The following is a 17,379-nucleotide window of genomic DNA, read 5'->3' on the forward strand; positions in this document are numbered from 1 at the left end:
TGGCGTGCGGGCGGCGTTCTCGGTGGCGTTCCGGGCGGTGGAGTGGGTCGTGAGGTGGGTGTTCATCTGGGTTCTCCTTCTTCGGTGACCGGGGCGGCGTCTCCGTCCCGGAATCGGTGTGGCCGGCCGGTCCGCTCACGGCAGGACCCCCGGCAGCATCCCGTCGGCCAGGCCCACGACGACGGGGAGGACTCCCAGGCAGACGAACGCCGGGAGGAAGCACAGGCCGAGCGGGCCGGCGACCATGACGGCGGCCCGCTCGGCCCGGGCGGTGGCGTCGGCGTCCGCCTCCGAGCGCAACCGGTCGGCGGCGTGTCCGAGCGCGGCCAGTACCGACCCGCCCCCGTCGGTCGCGCGGGCCAGCACCGGCGCGATCGGGGCCAGCCGGGCGGCGTCCGGGACCTCCCGCCACGCCTCGGCCGGGGCGGCCCCCAGCCGCATCCGCGCCGCGGCCGCCCGCAACGGACGCGCCGACGCGGGATCGGAGTGATAGACGGCGTCGGCGACCGCGGCCAGTGCGTCGGGCACGGGCAGACCGGACTGCAACGCAACCGCCAGCAGGTCCACCAGCTGGGCCAGGGCTCCGGTGTGGGCGCTGGTGGGGCCGCGGCGCGTGATCGTGGCCAGGGCGCGGGCGGCCACCTTCGAGGGGAGCCTGCCGCCGGGTCGATCGCTGTCGCGCGCCCGGGGTGTCGATCCCTCGGCACCGACCGGGAGGGCGTCCGCCCTGTCGGCGGCCCGCGGGCGCCACGGCGCCACGCACAGCGCGGCGGCGAGCAGGAGGACGGCCGCGGTCATCGGGCGGCACCGCCCGCGATGCGGTCGGTCCACAGGAGTCCGGCGGCCAGCAGGATCGCCCCGGCCAGGCACAACCCGCCGCCCAGGGCGCCGCTGCCCAGGACCCCCAGCGGGTCGGCGCCGAAGCCGGACCCCAGGAGCACGCCCAGTCCGGGGAGCGCGGTGAGGATGACGGAGGTGGCTCGGGGTCCGGCCAGGGTCGCGTCCACGCGCAGCGCCCGCTGCCGCCGCGAGGCCACGTCGGCCCGCAGTCCGTCGACGACATCGGCCAGCACCACCCCGTGTCGGGTGGCGAGGAGCCAGGCGCCGGCGAGCTCCCCGGCGACCCGGTCCCCGTCCGGGCCGTCGCCTCCGGCGGGTCGCAGAGCTGCCGCGACGTCGCCGCCCAGGCGGGCGTGCGACCCCGCCGCGGCGAGGATCCCGGCCACCCGCGGGTCGTGCGCGGCCGCGGCGTCGGCGGCCTGCCCGAGGGCGCCTCCCGGCCCGGCACCGGCGCGCAGGGCCGAGGAGGTGTCGTCGAGCGCGCGCTCCCACGCCCCCAGTCGCGCGAGACGCTGTCGGCGTTCGGTGGCCCGCCCGCGCAGGTCAGCCGCGGCGCCACCCAGCACGGCGGCCGCGCAGGCGTGGGTCGGGCCCGCCGCCACCAGCGCGACGGTGCCCGCGGCGACAGGCCACAGCACGCCGGTCGGCACCTGCGCGAGGGCGGACCGCAGCCGGGCCACGCCCGCGCCGCCCGCCAGCCCCGCGCCGCCCGCCTGCCCCTCGCCGCCGGCCTGCCGCGCACCGCCGACCCCGAGCGCGCGTACCCGGCCGGCTGCGATCCCGCCCGGCCACACCAGCAGCGCGGCGGCGAGGAGCACCGCGGCCGTCATGAGACCCTCGCCCCGAGCACCGCGTCCAGGCCCGCGCGGCCGGGAACCGCCCCACCGTCGGCGCGCCAGGCCGGGTCCACGACGATCCCGTGCGCCTCGCGCCGCACCACCCCGATCGAGTCGACGCCCCGCCGCCCGTCGGGCAGCCGGCGCATCCCCACCACCACCCGCAGGGACGCCGCGACCTGTGCGGACAGGGCCGCCCTGTCGAGTCCGCCCAGCGCGCCGAGCGCCTCCAGCCGGGCGGGCAGTTCCGTGGGCGAGTTGGCGTGGACGGTGCCGGCGCTGCCGTCGTGGCCGGTGTTCAGCGCGGCCAGCAGGTCGGCGACCTCGCCGCCACGCACCTCCCCCACCGCGATCCGGTCCGGTCGCATGCGCAGTGCTTGCCGGACCAGGTCGGCCATGGTCACCTGTCCGGCGCCCTCGACGTTGCCGTGCCTCACCACCAGGCGCACGACGTGCGGGTGCGCGGGTCGCAGCTCGGGGGAATCCTCGACGCACAGCAGCCGCTCGGTCGCCGGGACCAGCCCCAACAGCGCCGCGAGCATGGTGGTCTTGCCGGAACCGGTCCCGCCCACCACGAGGTAGCCCACCCGGGCGTCGACGAGTCCGCGCAGCAGCGACTCCGCACCGGCGGGCACCGTCCCCGCCTCCACCAGCCGGCCGAAGGTCACCTGGGCCGGACGCGACACGCGCAGCGACAGGCAGGTCCCGTCCACGGCCACCGGCGGCAGCACCGCGTGCAGTCGCCACGCCATCCCGTCGCGGGAGCGCACCACGCCGTCGGCCCAGGGTCGGGCGTCGTCGAGCCGCTGACCTGCCCGCCCGGCAAGGCGTACCGCGAGCGCCCGCAGCTCGGCCTCGGTGGGTACGACGACGTCCGTCTCCTCCAGGCCGCGTCCGCGGTCCACCAGTGCCGGCCCCGGCCCGTCGACCACGACGTCGGTGACCCCGGCGCTCGCCAGCAGCGCCTCGAGTGGCCCGGCCCCGGCCAGGTGCTCGCGGACCAATCGCGCTGTACGCAGCAGGTCGAGGTGGCCGTGCAGCACCCCGGACTCGGCCCGCACCGCGCGGACCACCTCGTCCGGCTCGGGCTCCACGCCCAGGCCGGCGAGCCGCGCGCGCACCCTGTCGACGAGGTCGGCCGGCGGTGCGACCACCGCCGGATCGTCACCGTTCATCGAGGTCCACCTGCTCCAGCAGTGCGTCGGCGAGCGCGGCCAGTCGTCGCACCCGGCCCGCCCGTCCGCGATGGAGCGCGGCCGCCAGCTCACCGGCGCCCGCCGCACGGCGGACCGCCCGGATCTCCGGCAGGACGTGCCAGTTCCTCGCCCCGGCCACGTCGGCGACGTCAGCGGCGTGCAGGGGGTCGCCGCGTCCGGTCCTGATGACCGGGACCACGCCCGGGTGGTCGCGCACCGCGTTCCCGGCGGCGACAGCGCCCTGGAGGTCGGCCCTGGTGACGACGACGACGAGGTCCGCACCGGCGAACACCGGCCCGCCGTCGGCGAGCCCACCGCGATCGCTCACCACGAGTCCCCCGGCCGACCGGTGGGCCTGCACCGCTCCCGGGGCGCCGTCGAGGGCGCGGACAGGGTCGACCACGACCGGTCCACTCCTGGACCGCGCCAGGACGCCGAGTCCGGGCAGGGCCTCGGGCACCGCACCCCACAGGGCCTCCGGATCAGGTCCGCCCAGGTCGGCGCGCACGTCCTCGACCCGTAGCCCGGGCCGCTCCTCGACGCCCAGCACCAGATCGACGCCGGTGCCGTGCGGGTCCGCCTCGACCAGCAGGGTCCGGAGGGACGGCGCAGCCCGAACCGCCAGCGCCGCCGCGAGGGTGCTGGCCCCGCAGCCGCCCACCGCGCCGGCGACCACGATCAGCGGACCCGACCGCGTACGCACCGGCGCGAGCAGCGCACCCACGAGATCGCCGGTGCCGGACGGCAGGCGGACCACCTCGTCGTCGTCGCCCCGGTCGCGGTCGGATCCCACCCGCACGACGCGTGAACCACCGGAACTCACGGCGGCGTCCGCGCGATCGGTGACCACCACCTCGGAGTGGTTCCCGGCCCGGGTGTCCGTGTCCAGGGCGAGTGCGGCCAGGACGGCACGCACGTCGGCGTCCAGATCGGGGTCGGCGACGTCCACCGCGACGGACCGCGCTCTCGTAGTCGTGTTCACGGGGCTCAGCCTCGCGCACCCACCCGCCCGTCGACCGCTCCGCGGAGGCCCACGGCGGCCCGCCTGTGGAGGGGGACGGGGCTGTGGACAACGTGCCGCGGAGTACGCCGCGCGGTGAGTTCGCCGCGCGGTGAGTCGACGCGCGGTGAGTCGACGCGCGGTGAGTTCGACGCGCGGCGGGTTCGACGCGCGGTGAGTCGACGCGCGGTGAGTCGACGCGCGGGGGTCGCCTGTCGCCTGCCCGGCCCGCTCTCGGCGCGTCCGCCCCAGCGGCCGCCAGACCACCGCCGCCGGCTGACCGCAACGGCCGACCGTTTACAGCTGCTCGCGGGCATGGCGTCTCGCACCGACCGCTGCGCAGGCGAGACGCCATGGCAGCGGGCGGCGACGGCCGTGGTGTGCAACCGCGGGAGCGAGACGCCGGGCGGGGGAGCGGATGAGCGAATGCGCGGCGACGATCGACGCGGAAGCGGGTCCAAGAGGGCGCCGAAGCGAGAGGGCGGGCTGGCCGAGGGACCCGCTAAATGCGAGAGACCGCGGCAGGGGGTGCCGCGGTCTCTCAGAAGTGTCAGTTCTTGGGGGGATGAACTGAGCACCTTAGGGGGATGCCCATCACGGGCACCGTCAGTATCGCCCATCTGCATGGCCAGCACAAGAACCGTATCGTTGGGGCGTGTCCGCCCCACGCCCACCGGGCCCCAGGATGTCGCACCGGCCTCGTCGGGTCGCTGCGTTCTTCGACCTGGACAAGACGATCATCGCGACCTCCTCGGTGTTCGCGTTCAACAAGTCGTTCCTCGGCGAGGGACTGCTGTCGCGACGGTCGGTGATCGATCTGGCCTACACGCAGCTGGCGTTCAGCCTGTCCGACGCCGACGACGAGCAGATGCAGAAGGTGCGCCAGGCCATGGCGACCGCCACCAAGGGGTGGTCGCCCGAGCAGGTCGAGCGGATCGTCACCGAGGGACTCAAGGAGACCGTCTCCCCGACCGTGTACGCCGAGGCCCAGGACCTGCTCGCCGAGCACCGCGCGCTGGGCCACGACCTGGTGATCGTGTCCGCCTCGGGCGAGGAGTTGGTGGCGCCGATCGCCCGGATGCTCGGCGTGGACCACTACGCCGGCACGCGGATGAACCGGGACGCTGACGGCCGCTACGGCGGATCGATCGAGTTCTACTGCCAGGGTCCCGGCAAGGCGGAGGCGATCAGCGCGTTCGCGGAGCGCTACGGTTACGACCTCGAGGCGAGCTACGCCTACTCGGACTCCTCCACCGACCTGCCCATGCTCGACATGGTCGGCCACCCGACGGTCATCAACCCCGACCGCGCACTGCGGCGCGAGGCGCTGGAGCGGGGCTGGCCGATCCTGACGTTCGAGAACCCCACTCCGCTGCTGCCCACGCTCGAACGGGCGACCGGGCCGATCGTTGGGGTGGCGGCCATCGTCCTGGCCGTGGGGTCCGCCACCGTGTCGTTCGTCCGGGCCGCGCGACACGCGGGGCGGTAGCGCGCACCATCGGGTGCGCGCACCATCGGGTGCGCGCGGCGGCGGGGCGGGCCCGTGCGGTGCGTCGGCAACACCTCATCATCGTCGTCGGCGACGGGCACGGGCGATAGCCGGACTCCCCCACGAGTTCCCGTGTTCCTTGTGCGATCCCACCATCGCCCCGGGCCGGTCACAGGCGGCATGCTCAGGGCACGGTGGTGAAGACGCCAGGACCGGGACGGAAGAGAAGTCACGGCCCCCCGCCCTCCTCACCGTCATCGACATTCGGAAACCCACGCGACGGATAACGCCCGAGAGGCAACACCAGCCGTGGGTCCGCGCCAGCCGTCACCGACGGTTGTCCCGGACCGGCGACACGGCGGATCACAGGACGCTTGGTACCCGGATCTCTCGATGCACCGCAGTGAATTGGCGGGTCGACTCCGGTCGGCCCGCCATTCGCGCGCGCCCGGCCCGTTCGGCCACCGGCGCGCTCCGCTTAGCCCCCGGCTGCGTCGGCGATCGAGGTGGCCTCGCGCGCGCCGGCCTCGAGGGCTCTACAGCAATGGAGGAGCCATTCGGTCACGCCCTCCTCGGTGCCGCTCATGTATCCCTGCAGGGTGGCCCGGTGTGCCTCCGGGTCCCGATAGAAGGTCACCTCGGGCACGCCCAGGCCATGGGGGTCGAGCCCGGTCGACACCCCGACCAGGCGGAATGCCGCCCGGGCGACGATCCCGTCCGCGGACCCGAACGGTCGCAGGCCCGAGAGTTCGCCGAGGACGACCGCGGCGAGGACGGGCGCCGGCGCGCGGGTGCCTCCGGTGACCAACTCGGCGAGGCCCTGGAGACGCTCGGCGACTCCCTCCTCCGGGCGCGGCCGGCCGAGACCCTGAGGGTCCACCCCGGGCCCGGACGCCGCGAGTAGGTGCAGATGGGCGAGTTCCTGGAGGGGCGAGCGGGTCCACACGGACACAGCGCGGTCGAGCGACTCGCCCGTCAGTTCCCCGGCCACGCGCAGCGCTGCCGAGAGCACCTCGTCCTGCTCGCCGTCGGTGTCCAGGCGGACGGACGCGCCCTCGACGCCGGCCGATGCGCGCGCACCCCGCAGCACCGATTCGGCGGCGGTGGTGGGCCATCCGCGGCGGTTGGCGGGGTGTCGGTGCACCGAGGCGAGGGCTGCCCGGGCGGCGTCCGCGGCCTCGGCCACACCGGGCAGGGCGAGGAGCGGGGCGAGCGGGTCGGGGGCGGTGGAGGTCACGGGTCGAGGTTACCGACCCGGCGCGAATCGGCCGACACAGGTGATTTTCAGCTGCCTCAACCGGTGTCGAGCTGGTGTAATCAGCCCAATCCGTCGGGGCACGCGCCCGGCTCAGCCCCTACACCTCGATCCCGGAGGCCCTCGTGAATCTCAAGGACCAGCTCGACGCGCTGCTCGACGCGACCGCCTTCGACTCGACCGGGGCCAAGGTCGGCGCCGTGCGCCAGATCTACGTTGACGATGCCAGTGGCAAGGCGACGTTCGCGACCATCGCCACCGGGATCTTCTCCGCCGACGCGATCGTCCCTCTCCACGGCGCGCGACTCCTCGATGACGAACTCCATGTCGACCACACCCGCGCCGTCATCCGCGACTCCCCGCGCCCCGACAACACCGAGGACGCCCTCACGCCGGAGCAGGAGGCCAGGTTGCTGGAGTACTACGGCATCGAGACCCCCACGCGGCTTCGCGGAACCTCCGCGTCCGGGCCCGGGACGGCGACCGGGGAGTCGGCGCCGAGCGGCGGAAAGGAGACGAGCGCGGGCAAGACGGCAGGCGCCGGGAAGGCCGAGGGCACCGGCAAGACGGCAGGCGTCGGCAAGGCCGAGGGCAGCGGCAAGGCCGAAGGCGTCGGCAAGACAGCCGTCGCCGACAAGACGGACACCCCGGCGGGTGCGGGCAAGACGGACAGCGCCCGGACGACCAGCGGCACGCCGGCGAGCGGCGGCGGGGCCGCGGTCGGAGACAGCGCAGAGGGAACGGGCACGTCGTCGGGCACCGGCGCGCCGCGCCGGCCGGCTACCCCACCCGCATCGACCGGGACCACGGCACCGACGGGCGCGACGTCAGAGAGCGGGAACAAGGCGACGACGACGAGCTCCGCGGCCTCATCTTCGTCGACCGACACCCCGGAGCCCGCGAAGCCCTCCGGCCCGGGGCCCGCCACACCCGCCGGGCCACCGTCCGGCGGCGGCTCCACGAAGGGCGAGAACACCCCTCGCGAGTGAACGGGATCGGGCAGGCCTCCCCCGACCTCCCCCCGACGGGCGGGATCCCGAACACGGTGCGCCGCATGTGACTACGCTCACACATATCGGTCCGGTCGCTTCCGCCGTGACGATCCCGGCCGTCCGTGAAATCTGATCCCGAGAGAGAGCCGCTGATGACCGCTCCCGAGCACGACCAGTCCTTCGCTCCCGACCCCGACTTCGCCGCGCAGGCCAATGCGCAGGCCGACCTCTACGACAGCGCGTCGAGCGACCGTCTCGCCTTCTGGGAGGAGCAGGCTCGCCGACTCGACTGGGACACCGAGTGGACCGAGGTGCTGGACTGGTCCGACGCCCCGGTCGCCAAGTGGTTCGTGGGCGGCAAGCTCAACGTGGCCTACAACTGTGTCGACCGCCACGTGGAGGCCGGCAACGGCGACCGGGTGGCCATCCACTGGATCGGCGAGCCCGGCGACGACGCCCGCGACATCACCTACGCCGAACTCAAGGACGAGGTCAGCCGGGCGGCCAACTACCTCAGCTCCCTCGGCCTCGTCGCCGGCGACCGCGTGGCCATCTACATGCCCCTGCTGCCCGAGGTCTACATCGCGATGCTCGCGTGTGCCCGCCTGGGCCTGACCCACTCCGTGGTGTTCGCCGGATTCTCACCGAACGCGCTGCGCTCCCGCATCGACGACGCGGAGGCCAAGCTCGTCATCACCGCCGACGGACAGTTCCGGCGCGGTAAGCCCGCACCGCTGAAGGCCGGGGTCGACGACGCGCTCTCCGGAAACGGCGTCGATGCCGACGGCGACGCCGAGTCCGTGCAGAACGTGCTCGTGGTCCGCCGGACCGGTCTCGACGTGGACTGGACCGACGGCCGTGACGTCTGGTGGGACGAGGCGATGTCCGAGCAGTCCACCGAGCACACGCCGGAGGCTTTCGACTCGGAGCACCCGCTGTTCCTGCTCTACACCTCCGGCACGACCGGCAAGCCCAAGGGCATCGTCCACACCTCGGGCGGGTACCTCACCCAGTCCGCGTACACCCACCACAACGTCTTCGACCACAAGCCCGGCGAGGACGTCTACTGGTGCACGGCGGACGTCGGCTGGGTCACGGGCCACACCTACGGCGTGTACGCCCCGCTGGCCAACGGCGCCGAGTGCATCGTCTACGAGGGAACCCCGAACTCGCCCGACGAGCACCGTCACTTCCAGATCATCGAGAAGTACGGCGTCACCATCTACTACTCCGCGCCGACCCTGATCCGGACGTTCATGAAGTGGGGCAACGAGATCCCGGCCGCGCACGACCTGTCCTCGATCCGCCTGCTCGGTTCGGTCGGCGAGCCGATCAACCCGGAGGCGTGGCGCTGGTACCGCGAGAACATCGGCGGCGGCAAGGCTCCCATCGTCGACACCTGGTGGCAGACCGAGACCGGCGCGATCATGATCTCCCCGCTCCCGGGCGTCACCGAGACCAAGCCCGGTTCCGCCATGCGGCCGCTGCCCGGTATCGAGGTCGCCATCGTGGACGGCGACGCCAAGGAGGTCGCGACGGACGAGCAGGGCTTCCTCGTGATCACCGAGCCGTGGCCGGCCATGCTCCGCGGCATCTGGGGCGACATGGAGCGCTATCGCGACACCTACTGGTCCCGGTTCGCCGAGGAGGGCTACTACTTCGCCGGTGACGGCGCCAAGTGGGACGCCGACGGCGCACTGTGGGTGCTCGGTCGCGTCGACGACGTCATGAACATCTCCGGTCACCGCATCTCGACCTCCGAGGTCGAATCGGCCCTCGTCGGTCACCGCGCGGTCGCCGAGGCCGCCGTCGTCGGCGCCAACGACGAGACCACCGGCCAGGCGATCGTCGCGTACGTGATCCTGCGGGGCAACGTGGACGCCGAGGAGGATCGTCAGAAGCTCATCGACGAGCTGCGGGCCGAGGTGTCGCGGGAGATCTCCCCGATCGCCAAGCCCCGCGACATCACGATCGTGCCCGAGCTGCCCAAGACGCGGTCCGGCAAGATCATGCGTCGCCTGCTCAAGGACATGGCCGAGGGCCGCGACGGCGGCGACACCTCGACCCTGTCGGATCCGACGATCATGGACCAGATCCGCGAGAAGGGCACGCGCGGCTGACGGGTAGCGGGTGAACACCGCCACGTGACGTGGCACGATGGACGACGGTGCATCCGTCGCCGGACTATGGAGGAACAACCGTGAGCCACGCCCAGGGAACGCACAAGCCGACCGAGGCCTCGATCCCCCTGCATGACGCTGACTCGATCGGCCGTGGCGACGCCAGTATCGGCACCCTGGTCAAGAACGCCACGACGCAGGTGTCGACACTGGTCCGTGCCGAGATCGAACTGGCGAAGACCGAGGTCACCGAGCAGGTGAAGAAGGCCGCGACCGGGTCCGGCTTCTTCGTCGCGGCCCTCGTCCTGCTGCTGATGTCCTTCTTCCCGTTCGTGTTCATGTGGGCCAAGCTCATCTCGATGTGGTTCGGCACCAAGACCTGGGACTGGATGGGCTTCCTCATCGTGTTCGTCGTCCTGGTCCTGCTCGCGGCGGTGTTCGGGCTACTCGGCTACCGCAAGGTCAAGAAGATTCGGAAGCCGCAGCGCACCATCGACTCGGTGTCGGACCTGAAGCTGGCCATGCCCAAGGGCAACGAGCCCCGGCCCGGCACGGTGCGTGTCACCGAGACGCCCTTGCCCGCGTCGAAGTCCTGAGAACTCCCGCTCACCGGCCGCCCGACCCGTCGATCGTCAGGATCGACGGGTCGTGGCGGCATCGTGACGTCTCGGCCAACGGCATCCGCCTGCACATCGCCGAGGCGCTGCCGGCTGACACCCCGCCGGGCCGACTCCCCCCTCTGGTCCTACTGATCCACGGTCTCAGTGGAATCTGGTGGACGATGCGGGCGCCCATGCTCGCGCTGGCCGACGCCGGGTTCCATGCCGTCGCCGTCGATCTCCGGGGCCACGGCGACTCGGACAAGCCGCCGCGCGGTTACGACGGGTGGACCCTGGCCGCGGACATGACCAACCTCATCCGGGCCCTCGGTCACTCCTCGGCGGTGGTCGTCGGCCAGGGCGAGGGCGGATTCATCGCATGGACCGCCGCCTACCGCCGGCCACGCGCGGTGCGGGGCCTCGTCGTCGTCGGCTCCCCCCACCCGGTCGCCACCCGGCGCGCCGCACTGCTCGACCGCTCCCAACGTCGCGCGCTGGTGCCTCGCCTGCTCGCGGACCAGGCGCCGCGGTTGCCCGAGCGGCACCTCACCCGCGACGGCGCCGCAGTGGTCGAGGAGATGCTCCGCCGTCGATCCGGGCCCACGTGGCCCGACACGGAGGACTTCCGCGAATCCGCCGACCTGCTCAGGCGGTCCATGCTCATCCCGAAGGTCGCCCACCTGACCCTGGAGAGCCGCCGCTGGATGGTGCGGAGCCAGTTCCGTCCGGACGGCCGCGACTTCCGCCGCGCGGTCTCGGGCGTCCTGCCGCAGCCCGTGCTGGGGATCAGTGGGACCGAGGACCGGTTCATCCTGCCGGCCACCGTCCGCGCGTCCTCGGCGTGGGCGCGCGACTTCACCACCGAACTGGTCCCGGGGGCCGGGCACTATCCCGCGATGGAGGCCCCGGACGCCACGTCCCGGCTGATCGTGGACTTCGCGCGGCGCGTCACCCCGCTCTGAGCCGCCGGGACTCCGACCCGCCGGCCGGGCGCCGCCGGTTCGGCCGGCCTGCCCCGCCGGTTCGGCCGGCCTGCCCCGCCGGCCGTGACCCCGCGGTGATCAGCTGGGCAGCCCCACGCACCGCCCCGTCGAGACCGACTCCTGCGCATCGACCGAGAGCTGGAGCTGCGGCAGCACCTGCTCCACGGTCAGCGCGTACCCGGTGTCCGCGGCGTCCATCGCGGCGCCGAACACCACACCGGCGACCTGCCCCTGCGGGGTGACCAGCGGTCCGCCGGAATTGCCCTCGCGAACGGAGCCCCGCAGGATGTATACCTCGCGCTCGACGGTCTGCTCGCGGTAGATGTCCGGGCCGCGCAGGGTCACACGCTCGCGGATCCGTGCCGCGTCCGGACGGTAGGGCCCGTTGCCCGGGTAGCCCACGACGATCGCGTCGTCGCCGGTGCGGGCACGGTTCTCGGCGAAGGGAAGAACCGGAGCGTCCAGCCCGTCCACGCGCAGCACCGCGATATCCACGCGGGGGTCGTAGACCACCACCTCGGCGTCCAGCTCGTCATCACCGGACACCACGGTCGCGGACTCGGTGCCCGCCACTACGTGCGCGTTGGTCATCACGAGCCCCGGCGCGGCCACGAACCCCGACCCCTCCAGCGCGCGGCTGCAGGACTCTGCCCGGCCGCGGATCTTCAGCACGGACGGCTGTACGCGGGCCACCACCTCGGAGCCGGCGAGAACCGGATCGGGCGGTGGGACCTCCTGCATCGGGGTGGTCCCGAAGGGGCCGAGGATGTCCGGGAAACCGGTGGTGCCGAGGACCGAGGTGAACGTCGCGGGGATCCGTTGCAGCTGTTCGGGGGCGACGTCGTCGATCTTGGCCAGCACGGACGACCCTCGCACCGCCTTGCCCAGCCCGGGTCCCTCCTGCGCGGCGATGGGCACCGCGACCAGCCAGGCCACGAGCAGCATGGCAGCGGACTGGAGGACGGCGCCCACCGTGCTGTCGAGGAGTCGTGCACCGGATCCGGCGATGTAGCGCCTGGCGGCGCGGCCGATCGTGACGCCGGCGACCTGCCCGATGATCACCATCACCGCGATGATCGCCAGCCCCGCGGACAGCCTGCCGAACGGCGAGTCGATCTCCCGCACGAGGTGCGGGGCCACCAGCAGTCCGGAGGTCGCGCCGATGCCCACTCCGAGCAACGCGAAGCCCGACGCGGCGGCCCCGTTGATCCAGCCCGAGATCGCCGCGGCCGCGGCGAGTGCGAACAGTGCCAGGTCGAGCCATTGCGAGCCCGTCACCGGTACCCCCTCCGAGGATTGTCCGCGGGCAGGTCGAGCGACTCCTCGCCGTCGGCGGGCTGCTCGCCGTCCCCGGCCAGCTCGCCGCCGGGGGCCGTGCCACCGGCGACGGCGCCGTCGGCGGCGCGCGCGCTCAGCCCGGGGACGCCGGCGACGGTGCGATCGGCCAGTGGGTCCGCGGATTCGCGGCGGGCCTCCTCCGCCGACATGCGGTGCTGCTCCCCGTTCGCGGACGTGGCCAGGGTCTTCTCGAGGTCCCGGATGTCGGACGTGTCCCAGTCCAGGTCCCATCCGGCGGAGTGGAACATCGCGGCGAGGATGCCGGCGGTGAAGCCCCACACGACGAGGTCGTCGTGCTGGAACGCCGGGCCGGTCCACCCGGTGGTGTGCCGGAGCAGGAATCGGTTGGCGGGATCGAGCAGCTCGTCGACCGGCACGGTCATCACGCGCGCGGTCTCCCCCGGGTCCACGACGTCGACCTCCATCGGCTCCCGCCAGTATCCGAGCACCGGTGCGACGGAGTAGTTCGAGACCGGGATGTACAGCTCGGGGAGCACCGCGAGCACGTCCACCCCGTGGGGGTCGAGGCCGGTCTCCTCCCACGCCTCACGCAGTGCGGCCTCCACCGGGCCGCTGTCCGTGTCGTCGACGCCGCCGCCGGGGAACGAGATCTGACCCGAGTGGTTGCGCAGCGTGGGGGCCCGGTGGGTGAGCAGGACGCGGGCATCGCTGGGCGGCTGGGGGCCGGGCGCGTCCTCCGAGCCGGAGAACAGCACCAGGACGGCGGCGTCGCGGTGCGGCCGGCCGACCTCGTTGGGACCGCGGTCCTCGGGCGGGCGCCGTCTCGGCAGCAACCCGTCGAAGCTGCCGTCGGTGCACGCCGTCATGAGGGGGTCCATCCAAGCGGGGTGCGGGACGCCGGTGACGTCGCCGGGCCGGGGCACGGGCCCGTTCGCGGGGTTGCTCACGCGGTCACTCCCAGGTGTTCGGCGACGGCGTCCAGCACGTCCTGCTCGCTGTCCATGGGTTCGACCAGCACGTGCGCGATCGTCCCGTCGGCGCGGACGAAGAGCGTCAGCGGCAGGACGGGGGGCGCGCCGAGCACGGCCGGCAGCTCCTCCTCCTGGTCGGAGACGGAGATCAGTTCCTCGATGCCCAGCGCGGCGAGGGTGTCGAAACCCTTGGTCTCGGACGGGTCCGTGTGCGAGAGCACCACCCGCACCTCGTCACCGAGGGTGGCCTGGGCGTCACGGATGGCGGGCAGCTCGCGGCGGCACGGTTCGCACCAGTAGGCCCACATGTTGACCACCATGGGCGTGCCGGCCTGGATCTTGCCGAGCGTGGTGGTGGAGCCGTCGTCCATGCAGCGCACCATCAGTCCGGCGACGGGGCCGGTGGTGGTGGCGGGCACGGCGCTGTCGCGGCAGGCGGGGAGCCCGGCCTCGGCGCGGACCGCGGGGTCCACGACGGTGCGCGGCTCGTCCGCGGGCGGGGCGCCCACGGGAGGTGCGGTGGGGGCGGCGGTCGGGTCGCCGGACCCGTCGTCGGTGTCACCGAACGTGGAGAGAAGTGCGACGACGACGCCGATCATCGCCACGAGAGCGACCAGCGACCACCGGGCTGAGGCGCTCACGCGTGGTCCCCCAGTCCGACCAGTTCCAGCAGGTGGTCGCGCTCGGGTCCCGCCACGAGGCGGGCGGCGGCGACCGGGTCGAGCGGGCCGGCCTCGCCCGCGGACGGGCAGTCGTCGGCCAGCACGCACGCCCCACAGGCCGCGGTCCGGGCGTGGCACACCCGGCGACCGTGGAAGATGATCCGGTGGCTCGCGTCGGTCCAGGAGGCCCGCGGCAGCATGCGCGACACCTCGCGCTCGATGCGGACGGCGTCCGTGGCCTCAGTCCACTTCCAGCGGTTCACCAACCGGATGAAGTGGGTGTCGACCGGCAGGCCCGGGATCCCGAATGCGTTGCCCAACACCACGTTGGCCGTCTTCCGTCCGAATCCCGGGAGGGTGACCAGGTCCTCGAGCCGCTGCGGCACCTCGCCGTCGTACCTCTCCACGAGCGCCGCGCCCAGGCCCTGGATGCTCCGCGCCTTGTTGCGGTAGAAACCCGTCGGCCGGATGAACTCCTCCAGCTCCTCACGGTCCGCCCCCGCGTAGTCGGCGGCGGTCCGGTAGCGCGCGAACAGTGCCGGCGTGACCTCGTTGACCCGCTTGTCCGTGCACTGTGCGGACAGGATCGTCGCCACGCTCAGCTCGAGCGGATCGGTGAAGTCGAGCTCGCAGTAGACGTGCGGGAACGCCTCCTCGAGGCGACGGAGCATGCGTCTCGCGCGCCGGGTGCGCCCGAGGTCGGTCTCCACCCCCCTCGCGGCCACCCCTCGGCTGCGGCGCTTCACGGCAGGAGCTGGGTCGGGCATGAGTCCACATTACGGCTCGGCGCCCCCGCGGCGCGGAACCGCCGCCCCGGGTGCGTGTGCGTCCCGCGGTCCGGGGGTGGATAATCGGACAGATGCAGGGAATCCTCGTCGTCCTGGTGCCGGTCCTCCTCGCCGGGTTCGCACTACTCATGGACCGTTTCGAGAACGCGATCCTCGACGAACCCGAACAGATCGACGTCTGAACCATCCCGCTGATCGCGCGTCGCCACCACCTCCGACGCGCTTACGACTACAGTGGTTTTCGCCACACGCACGCCATGGCACGGACACGCATGTCCGCGCCCGAACGGAGGGTCACAGACTGTGACGATTGATCGCCGCACGGACCAGTCTGCCGACGACGTCCTCACCAGAGCCGGAATCTTCCAGGGTGTGGAGCCGGCAGCGGTCTCCGCCCTGCGTTCCGACCTGACCAGCGAGGAGTACTCGAAGGGTGACGTGATCATCCGCGAGGGCGAGCAGGGCGACAGCCTGTACATCGTCACCTCCGGCAAGGTGAAGCTCTCCCGGAAGGCCCCCGACGGTCGCGAGAACCTGCTCTCCATCCTCGGGCCGTCCGACATGTTCGGCGAGCTCTCCATCTTCGACCCCGGCCCGCGTACCTCGTCGGCCGTGTGTGTCACCGACGTGTCCGTGCAGGCCATGGACCGCTCGGCCCTCAAGCGCTGGATCGCCGAGCGTCCGGAGATCTCCGACCAGCTGCTGCGCGTGCTGGCCCGCCGCCTGCGCCGCACCAACAACAACCTCGCCGACCTCATCTTCACCGACGTGCCCGGCCGCGTGGCCAAGGCCCTGCTGCAGCTCGCGCAGCGCTTCGGCACGCAGGAGGGCGGCAACATCCGCGTGACGCACGACCTCACGCAGGAGGAGATCGCCCAGCTCGTCGGCGCCTCCCGCGAGACGGTGAACAAGGCGCTGGCCGAGTTCGCGCACCGCGGCTGGCTGCGGCTCGAGGGCAAGAGCGTCATCATCTCCGACACCGAGCGGCTGGCCCGCCGCGCCCGCTGACGCCCCAGCCCCGGCCCCGGCCCCGTCCCCAGCCCCAGCCCCAGCTGCGCACCCCGCCCCAGCCCCGGCTGCGCACCCCGCCCCAGCCCCGGCTGCGCACCCCGCCCCAGCCCCGAAATCCGCTACTCGGATTCGGGATCCGCTAGTCCAATTCGACCAGCCGATCCCTATTCCGAGTAGCGGATTCTTGGTTGCCGGCGGGCGACGCTCTCACGCCGCGCGGCCAAGTCCGAGTTGCTTTTGCCGACGCATCGCGTCCTTCACCCGCCGGACGATCACGTCCGGACGCCGCAGGTCATCCCATACCAAGCGAATCACCACGTAGCCGGCATCTTCCAGATCGCGCTGCCTGTGGCGTTCGCGGCTCAGTGCTTCCCGTATCTCCTGCGGGCTGTTCCCGTATTTGCCGAAGCCGTCCGCCTCGCCGATGAGCCTCCATTCTCGCCAGTAGAAGTCCACGCGGAACCGCTTGCCGCTCCGGCCCGACAGCCACACCTGCATCTCGGGCTGCGGGAGACCCGCGAACACCAGGATCAGCCGTATCAACGATTCCAGAACCGATTCCGCCAACCCGCATGTCAGCTCCGGCAGCGCCCGCGCGCGCCCGACACCCGTGCGCCCCTTCGCCAGACCCGCCTCGTCCTGGAGTTCTGGGCGCGACAACATGCCTCGGCGGATGGCCTGATCGGCAGCAGCCACGCCGCTCTCCAGGCTCACCGTCCGTGCGACGTCGATGATCGTCCTGGCGGGAGAGGTCATCTGGATGCCGTCGACGAGTCTGGTCGCCCCCTCCACGGGCAGGGTGAAACACACGAGCGCCGAACTGCGCCGCGTTCCGCCGCCCTCGCGCGGCCGGGTGGCGGTGGGTCGGCCCAAGGGGATCCCGTGGAGCGGCAGCCCGTAGAGCGCGAGGGCGGAGCCGTGCGACATCACCGTCCCGGGTTCCACGGCGAGCGCGGCCGCCCGAGTTCGTTCGAGGAACTCCCGCTCCCTGAGGACGTAGTCGGGCCCGCTCCCGGCGGGCGCCGCTTCCGGCTCGTGGGCGTAGACGCCGGACCGCACCCGCCGTAGCGTTCCGGCGCCGATCCGCCTGTTGATCTCATCGTGGTCCAGGCCGCTGCGGGCGAGCTGCGCGAACGTCGAGAGAAAGGGACTGTCGTGGTCGTCTGTCTTTGATGCACCCATGTTCGGCAGTCTCGCCCACGCCGACACGCGCACTCCCGCCGTGACCTGCGATATGCAGGCAGCCTGTGGAGAAATCCTCCCTGTGGACAACCTCCCCCCGCGTCCCCGCGCCCCCACCCGAATCCGCTAGCCGGAATCCGGATCGGCGACTCCAAT

16 protein-coding genes are annotated in these 17,379 nt (G+C 72.9%); 6 read left to right on the top strand and 10 right to left on the bottom strand.

The window, feature by feature from the left end; translation table 11 throughout:
- Positions 1-135 precede the first annotated feature (135 nt).
- From AC3DEV_RS03945 to AC3DEV_RS03960, 4 genes are read right to left on the bottom strand one after another with little or no spacing between them, the layout of a single operon-like run.
- Entirely contained in the window at positions 136-798 is a 663-nt protein-coding gene (locus AC3DEV_RS03945; protein ID WP_488371352.1) for a type II secretion system F family protein, read from the bottom strand.
- Positions 795-1,670, bottom strand: coding sequence for a type II secretion system F family protein (locus AC3DEV_RS03950; RefSeq protein WP_488371353.1), 876 nt, complete (start codon positions 1,668-1,670; stop codon positions 795-797). Before AC3DEV_RS03950 ends, AC3DEV_RS03945 begins: the two co-directional genes overlap by 4 nt.
- On the bottom strand, positions 1,667-2,851 hold the full coding sequence (locus AC3DEV_RS03955) for a TadA family conjugal transfer-associated ATPase (protein ID WP_488371354.1): 1,185 nt from the start codon (positions 2,849-2,851) through the stop codon (positions 1,667-1,669). The genes AC3DEV_RS03950 and AC3DEV_RS03955 overlap by 4 nt, the downstream gene beginning before the upstream one ends.
- Entirely contained in the window at positions 2,841-3,854 is a 1,014-nt protein-coding gene (locus tag AC3DEV_RS03960) for a CpaE-like family protein (RefSeq protein ID WP_488371355.1), read from the bottom strand. The genes AC3DEV_RS03955 and AC3DEV_RS03960 overlap by 11 nt, the downstream gene beginning before the upstream one ends.
- Before the next feature lie 673 nt (positions 3,855-4,527).
- Between AC3DEV_RS03960 and AC3DEV_RS03965 the strand changes: the two genes are divergently transcribed.
- Positions 4,528-5,361, top strand: coding sequence for an HAD family hydrolase (locus AC3DEV_RS03965; RefSeq protein ID WP_096906146.1), 834 nt, complete (start codon positions 4,528-4,530; stop codon positions 5,359-5,361).
- A gap of 478 nt (positions 5,362-5,839) precedes the next feature.
- On the opposite strand, the gene AC3DEV_RS03970 is transcribed toward AC3DEV_RS03965, so the two are convergent.
- Positions 5,840-6,598, bottom strand: a complete 759-nt coding sequence (locus tag AC3DEV_RS03970) for a Fic family protein (protein ID WP_253003116.1) — start codon at positions 6,596-6,598, stop codon at positions 5,840-5,842.
- A 143-nt stretch (positions 6,599-6,741) separates the two neighbouring features.
- On the opposite strand from AC3DEV_RS03970, the gene AC3DEV_RS03975 reads away from it, so the two are divergent.
- The 4 genes from AC3DEV_RS03975 (at position 6,742) to AC3DEV_RS03990 (ending at position 11,289) form a co-directional block, all read left to right on the top strand.
- Positions 6,742-7,605 (top strand): PRC-barrel domain-containing protein, encoded by an 864-nt coding sequence (locus AC3DEV_RS03975; protein WP_488371356.1) that lies wholly within the window; start codon positions 6,742-6,744, stop codon positions 7,603-7,605.
- 155 nt (positions 7,606-7,760) lie between these two features.
- Positions 7,761-9,728, top strand: coding sequence for an acetate--CoA ligase (gene acs, locus AC3DEV_RS03980; RefSeq protein ID WP_119193268.1), 1,968 nt, complete (start codon positions 7,761-7,763; stop codon positions 9,726-9,728).
- A gap of 80 nt (positions 9,729-9,808) precedes the next feature.
- Positions 9,809-10,324, top strand: coding sequence for a phage holin family protein (locus AC3DEV_RS03985; protein ID WP_067711418.1), 516 nt, complete (start codon positions 9,809-9,811; stop codon positions 10,322-10,324).
- A 95-nt stretch (positions 10,325-10,419) separates the two neighbouring features.
- Positions 10,420-11,289 carry an alpha/beta hydrolase gene (locus AC3DEV_RS03990; RefSeq protein ID WP_163375697.1) on the top strand — a complete coding sequence of 290 codons (870 nt, stop codon included), beginning with the start codon at positions 10,420-10,422 and terminating at the stop codon, positions 11,287-11,289.
- Positions 11,290-11,388: 99 nt separating this feature from the next.
- Here AC3DEV_RS03990 and AC3DEV_RS03995 read toward each other — a convergent pair whose 3' ends face one another.
- The 4 genes from AC3DEV_RS03995 to nth are packed head-to-tail and all read right to left on the bottom strand — an operon-like array spanning position 11,389 to position 15,009.
- Positions 11,389-12,588 carry a MarP family serine protease gene (locus AC3DEV_RS03995; RefSeq protein WP_488371357.1) on the bottom strand — a complete coding sequence of 400 codons (1,200 nt, stop codon included), beginning with the start codon at positions 12,586-12,588 and terminating at the stop codon, positions 11,389-11,391.
- Complete coding sequence (locus AC3DEV_RS04000; RefSeq protein WP_488371358.1) at positions 12,585-13,556, bottom strand: NUDIX hydrolase; 972 nt, start codon at positions 13,554-13,556, stop codon at positions 12,585-12,587. Before AC3DEV_RS04000 ends, AC3DEV_RS03995 begins: the two co-directional genes overlap by 4 nt.
- Positions 13,553-14,221, bottom strand: coding sequence for a TlpA family protein disulfide reductase (locus tag AC3DEV_RS04005; RefSeq protein WP_096906150.1), 669 nt, complete (start codon positions 14,219-14,221; stop codon positions 13,553-13,555). The genes AC3DEV_RS04000 and AC3DEV_RS04005 overlap by 4 nt, the downstream gene beginning before the upstream one ends.
- A complete protein-coding gene (nth, locus tag AC3DEV_RS04010; RefSeq protein WP_259822612.1) occupies positions 14,218-15,009 on the bottom strand; it encodes an endonuclease III in 792 nt (263 codons plus the stop codon). The genes AC3DEV_RS04005 and nth overlap by 4 nt, the downstream gene beginning before the upstream one ends.
- 324 nt (positions 15,010-15,333) lie before the next feature.
- Between nth and AC3DEV_RS04015 the strand changes: the two genes are divergently transcribed.
- Positions 15,334-16,038 (top strand): Crp/Fnr family transcriptional regulator, encoded by a 705-nt coding sequence (locus tag AC3DEV_RS04015; RefSeq protein ID WP_096906152.1) that lies wholly within the window; start codon positions 15,334-15,336, stop codon positions 16,036-16,038.
- Between the two features lie 210 nt (positions 16,039-16,248).
- Here AC3DEV_RS04015 and AC3DEV_RS04020 read toward each other — a convergent pair whose 3' ends face one another.
- A complete protein-coding gene (locus tag AC3DEV_RS04020; RefSeq protein WP_488371359.1) occupies positions 16,249-17,223 on the bottom strand; it encodes a type IV toxin-antitoxin system AbiEi family antitoxin in 975 nt (324 codons plus the stop codon).
- Positions 17,224-17,379: the final 156 nt, after the last annotated feature.

Source organism: Dietzia sp. IBK-p2-15D (assembly GCF_057773105.1).

Bases quoted from the DNA above. Each gene is read 5' to 3' on its own strand.
- nth (WP_259822612.1), bottom strand. From the start codon at position 15,009: ATGCCCGACCCAGCTCCTGCCGTGAAGCGCCGCAGCCGAGGGGTGGCC.
- acs (WP_119193268.1), top strand. From the start codon at position 7,761: ATGACCGCTCCCGAGCACGACCAGTCCTTCGCTCCCGACCCCGACTTC.
- AC3DEV_RS03955 (WP_488371354.1), bottom strand. From the start codon at position 2,851: ATGAACGGTGACGATCCGGCGGTGGTCGCACCGCCGGCCGACCTCGTC.
- AC3DEV_RS03950 (WP_488371353.1), bottom strand. From the start codon at position 1,670: ATGACGGCCGCGGTGCTCCTCGCCGCCGCGCTGCTGGTGTGGCCGGGC.
- AC3DEV_RS04020 (WP_488371359.1), bottom strand. From the start codon at position 17,223: ATGGGTGCATCAAAGACAGACGACCACGACAGTCCCTTTCTCTCGACG.
- AC3DEV_RS03945 (WP_488371352.1), bottom strand. From the start codon at position 798: ATGACCGCGGCCGTCCTCCTGCTCGCCGCCGCGCTGTGCGTGGCGCCG.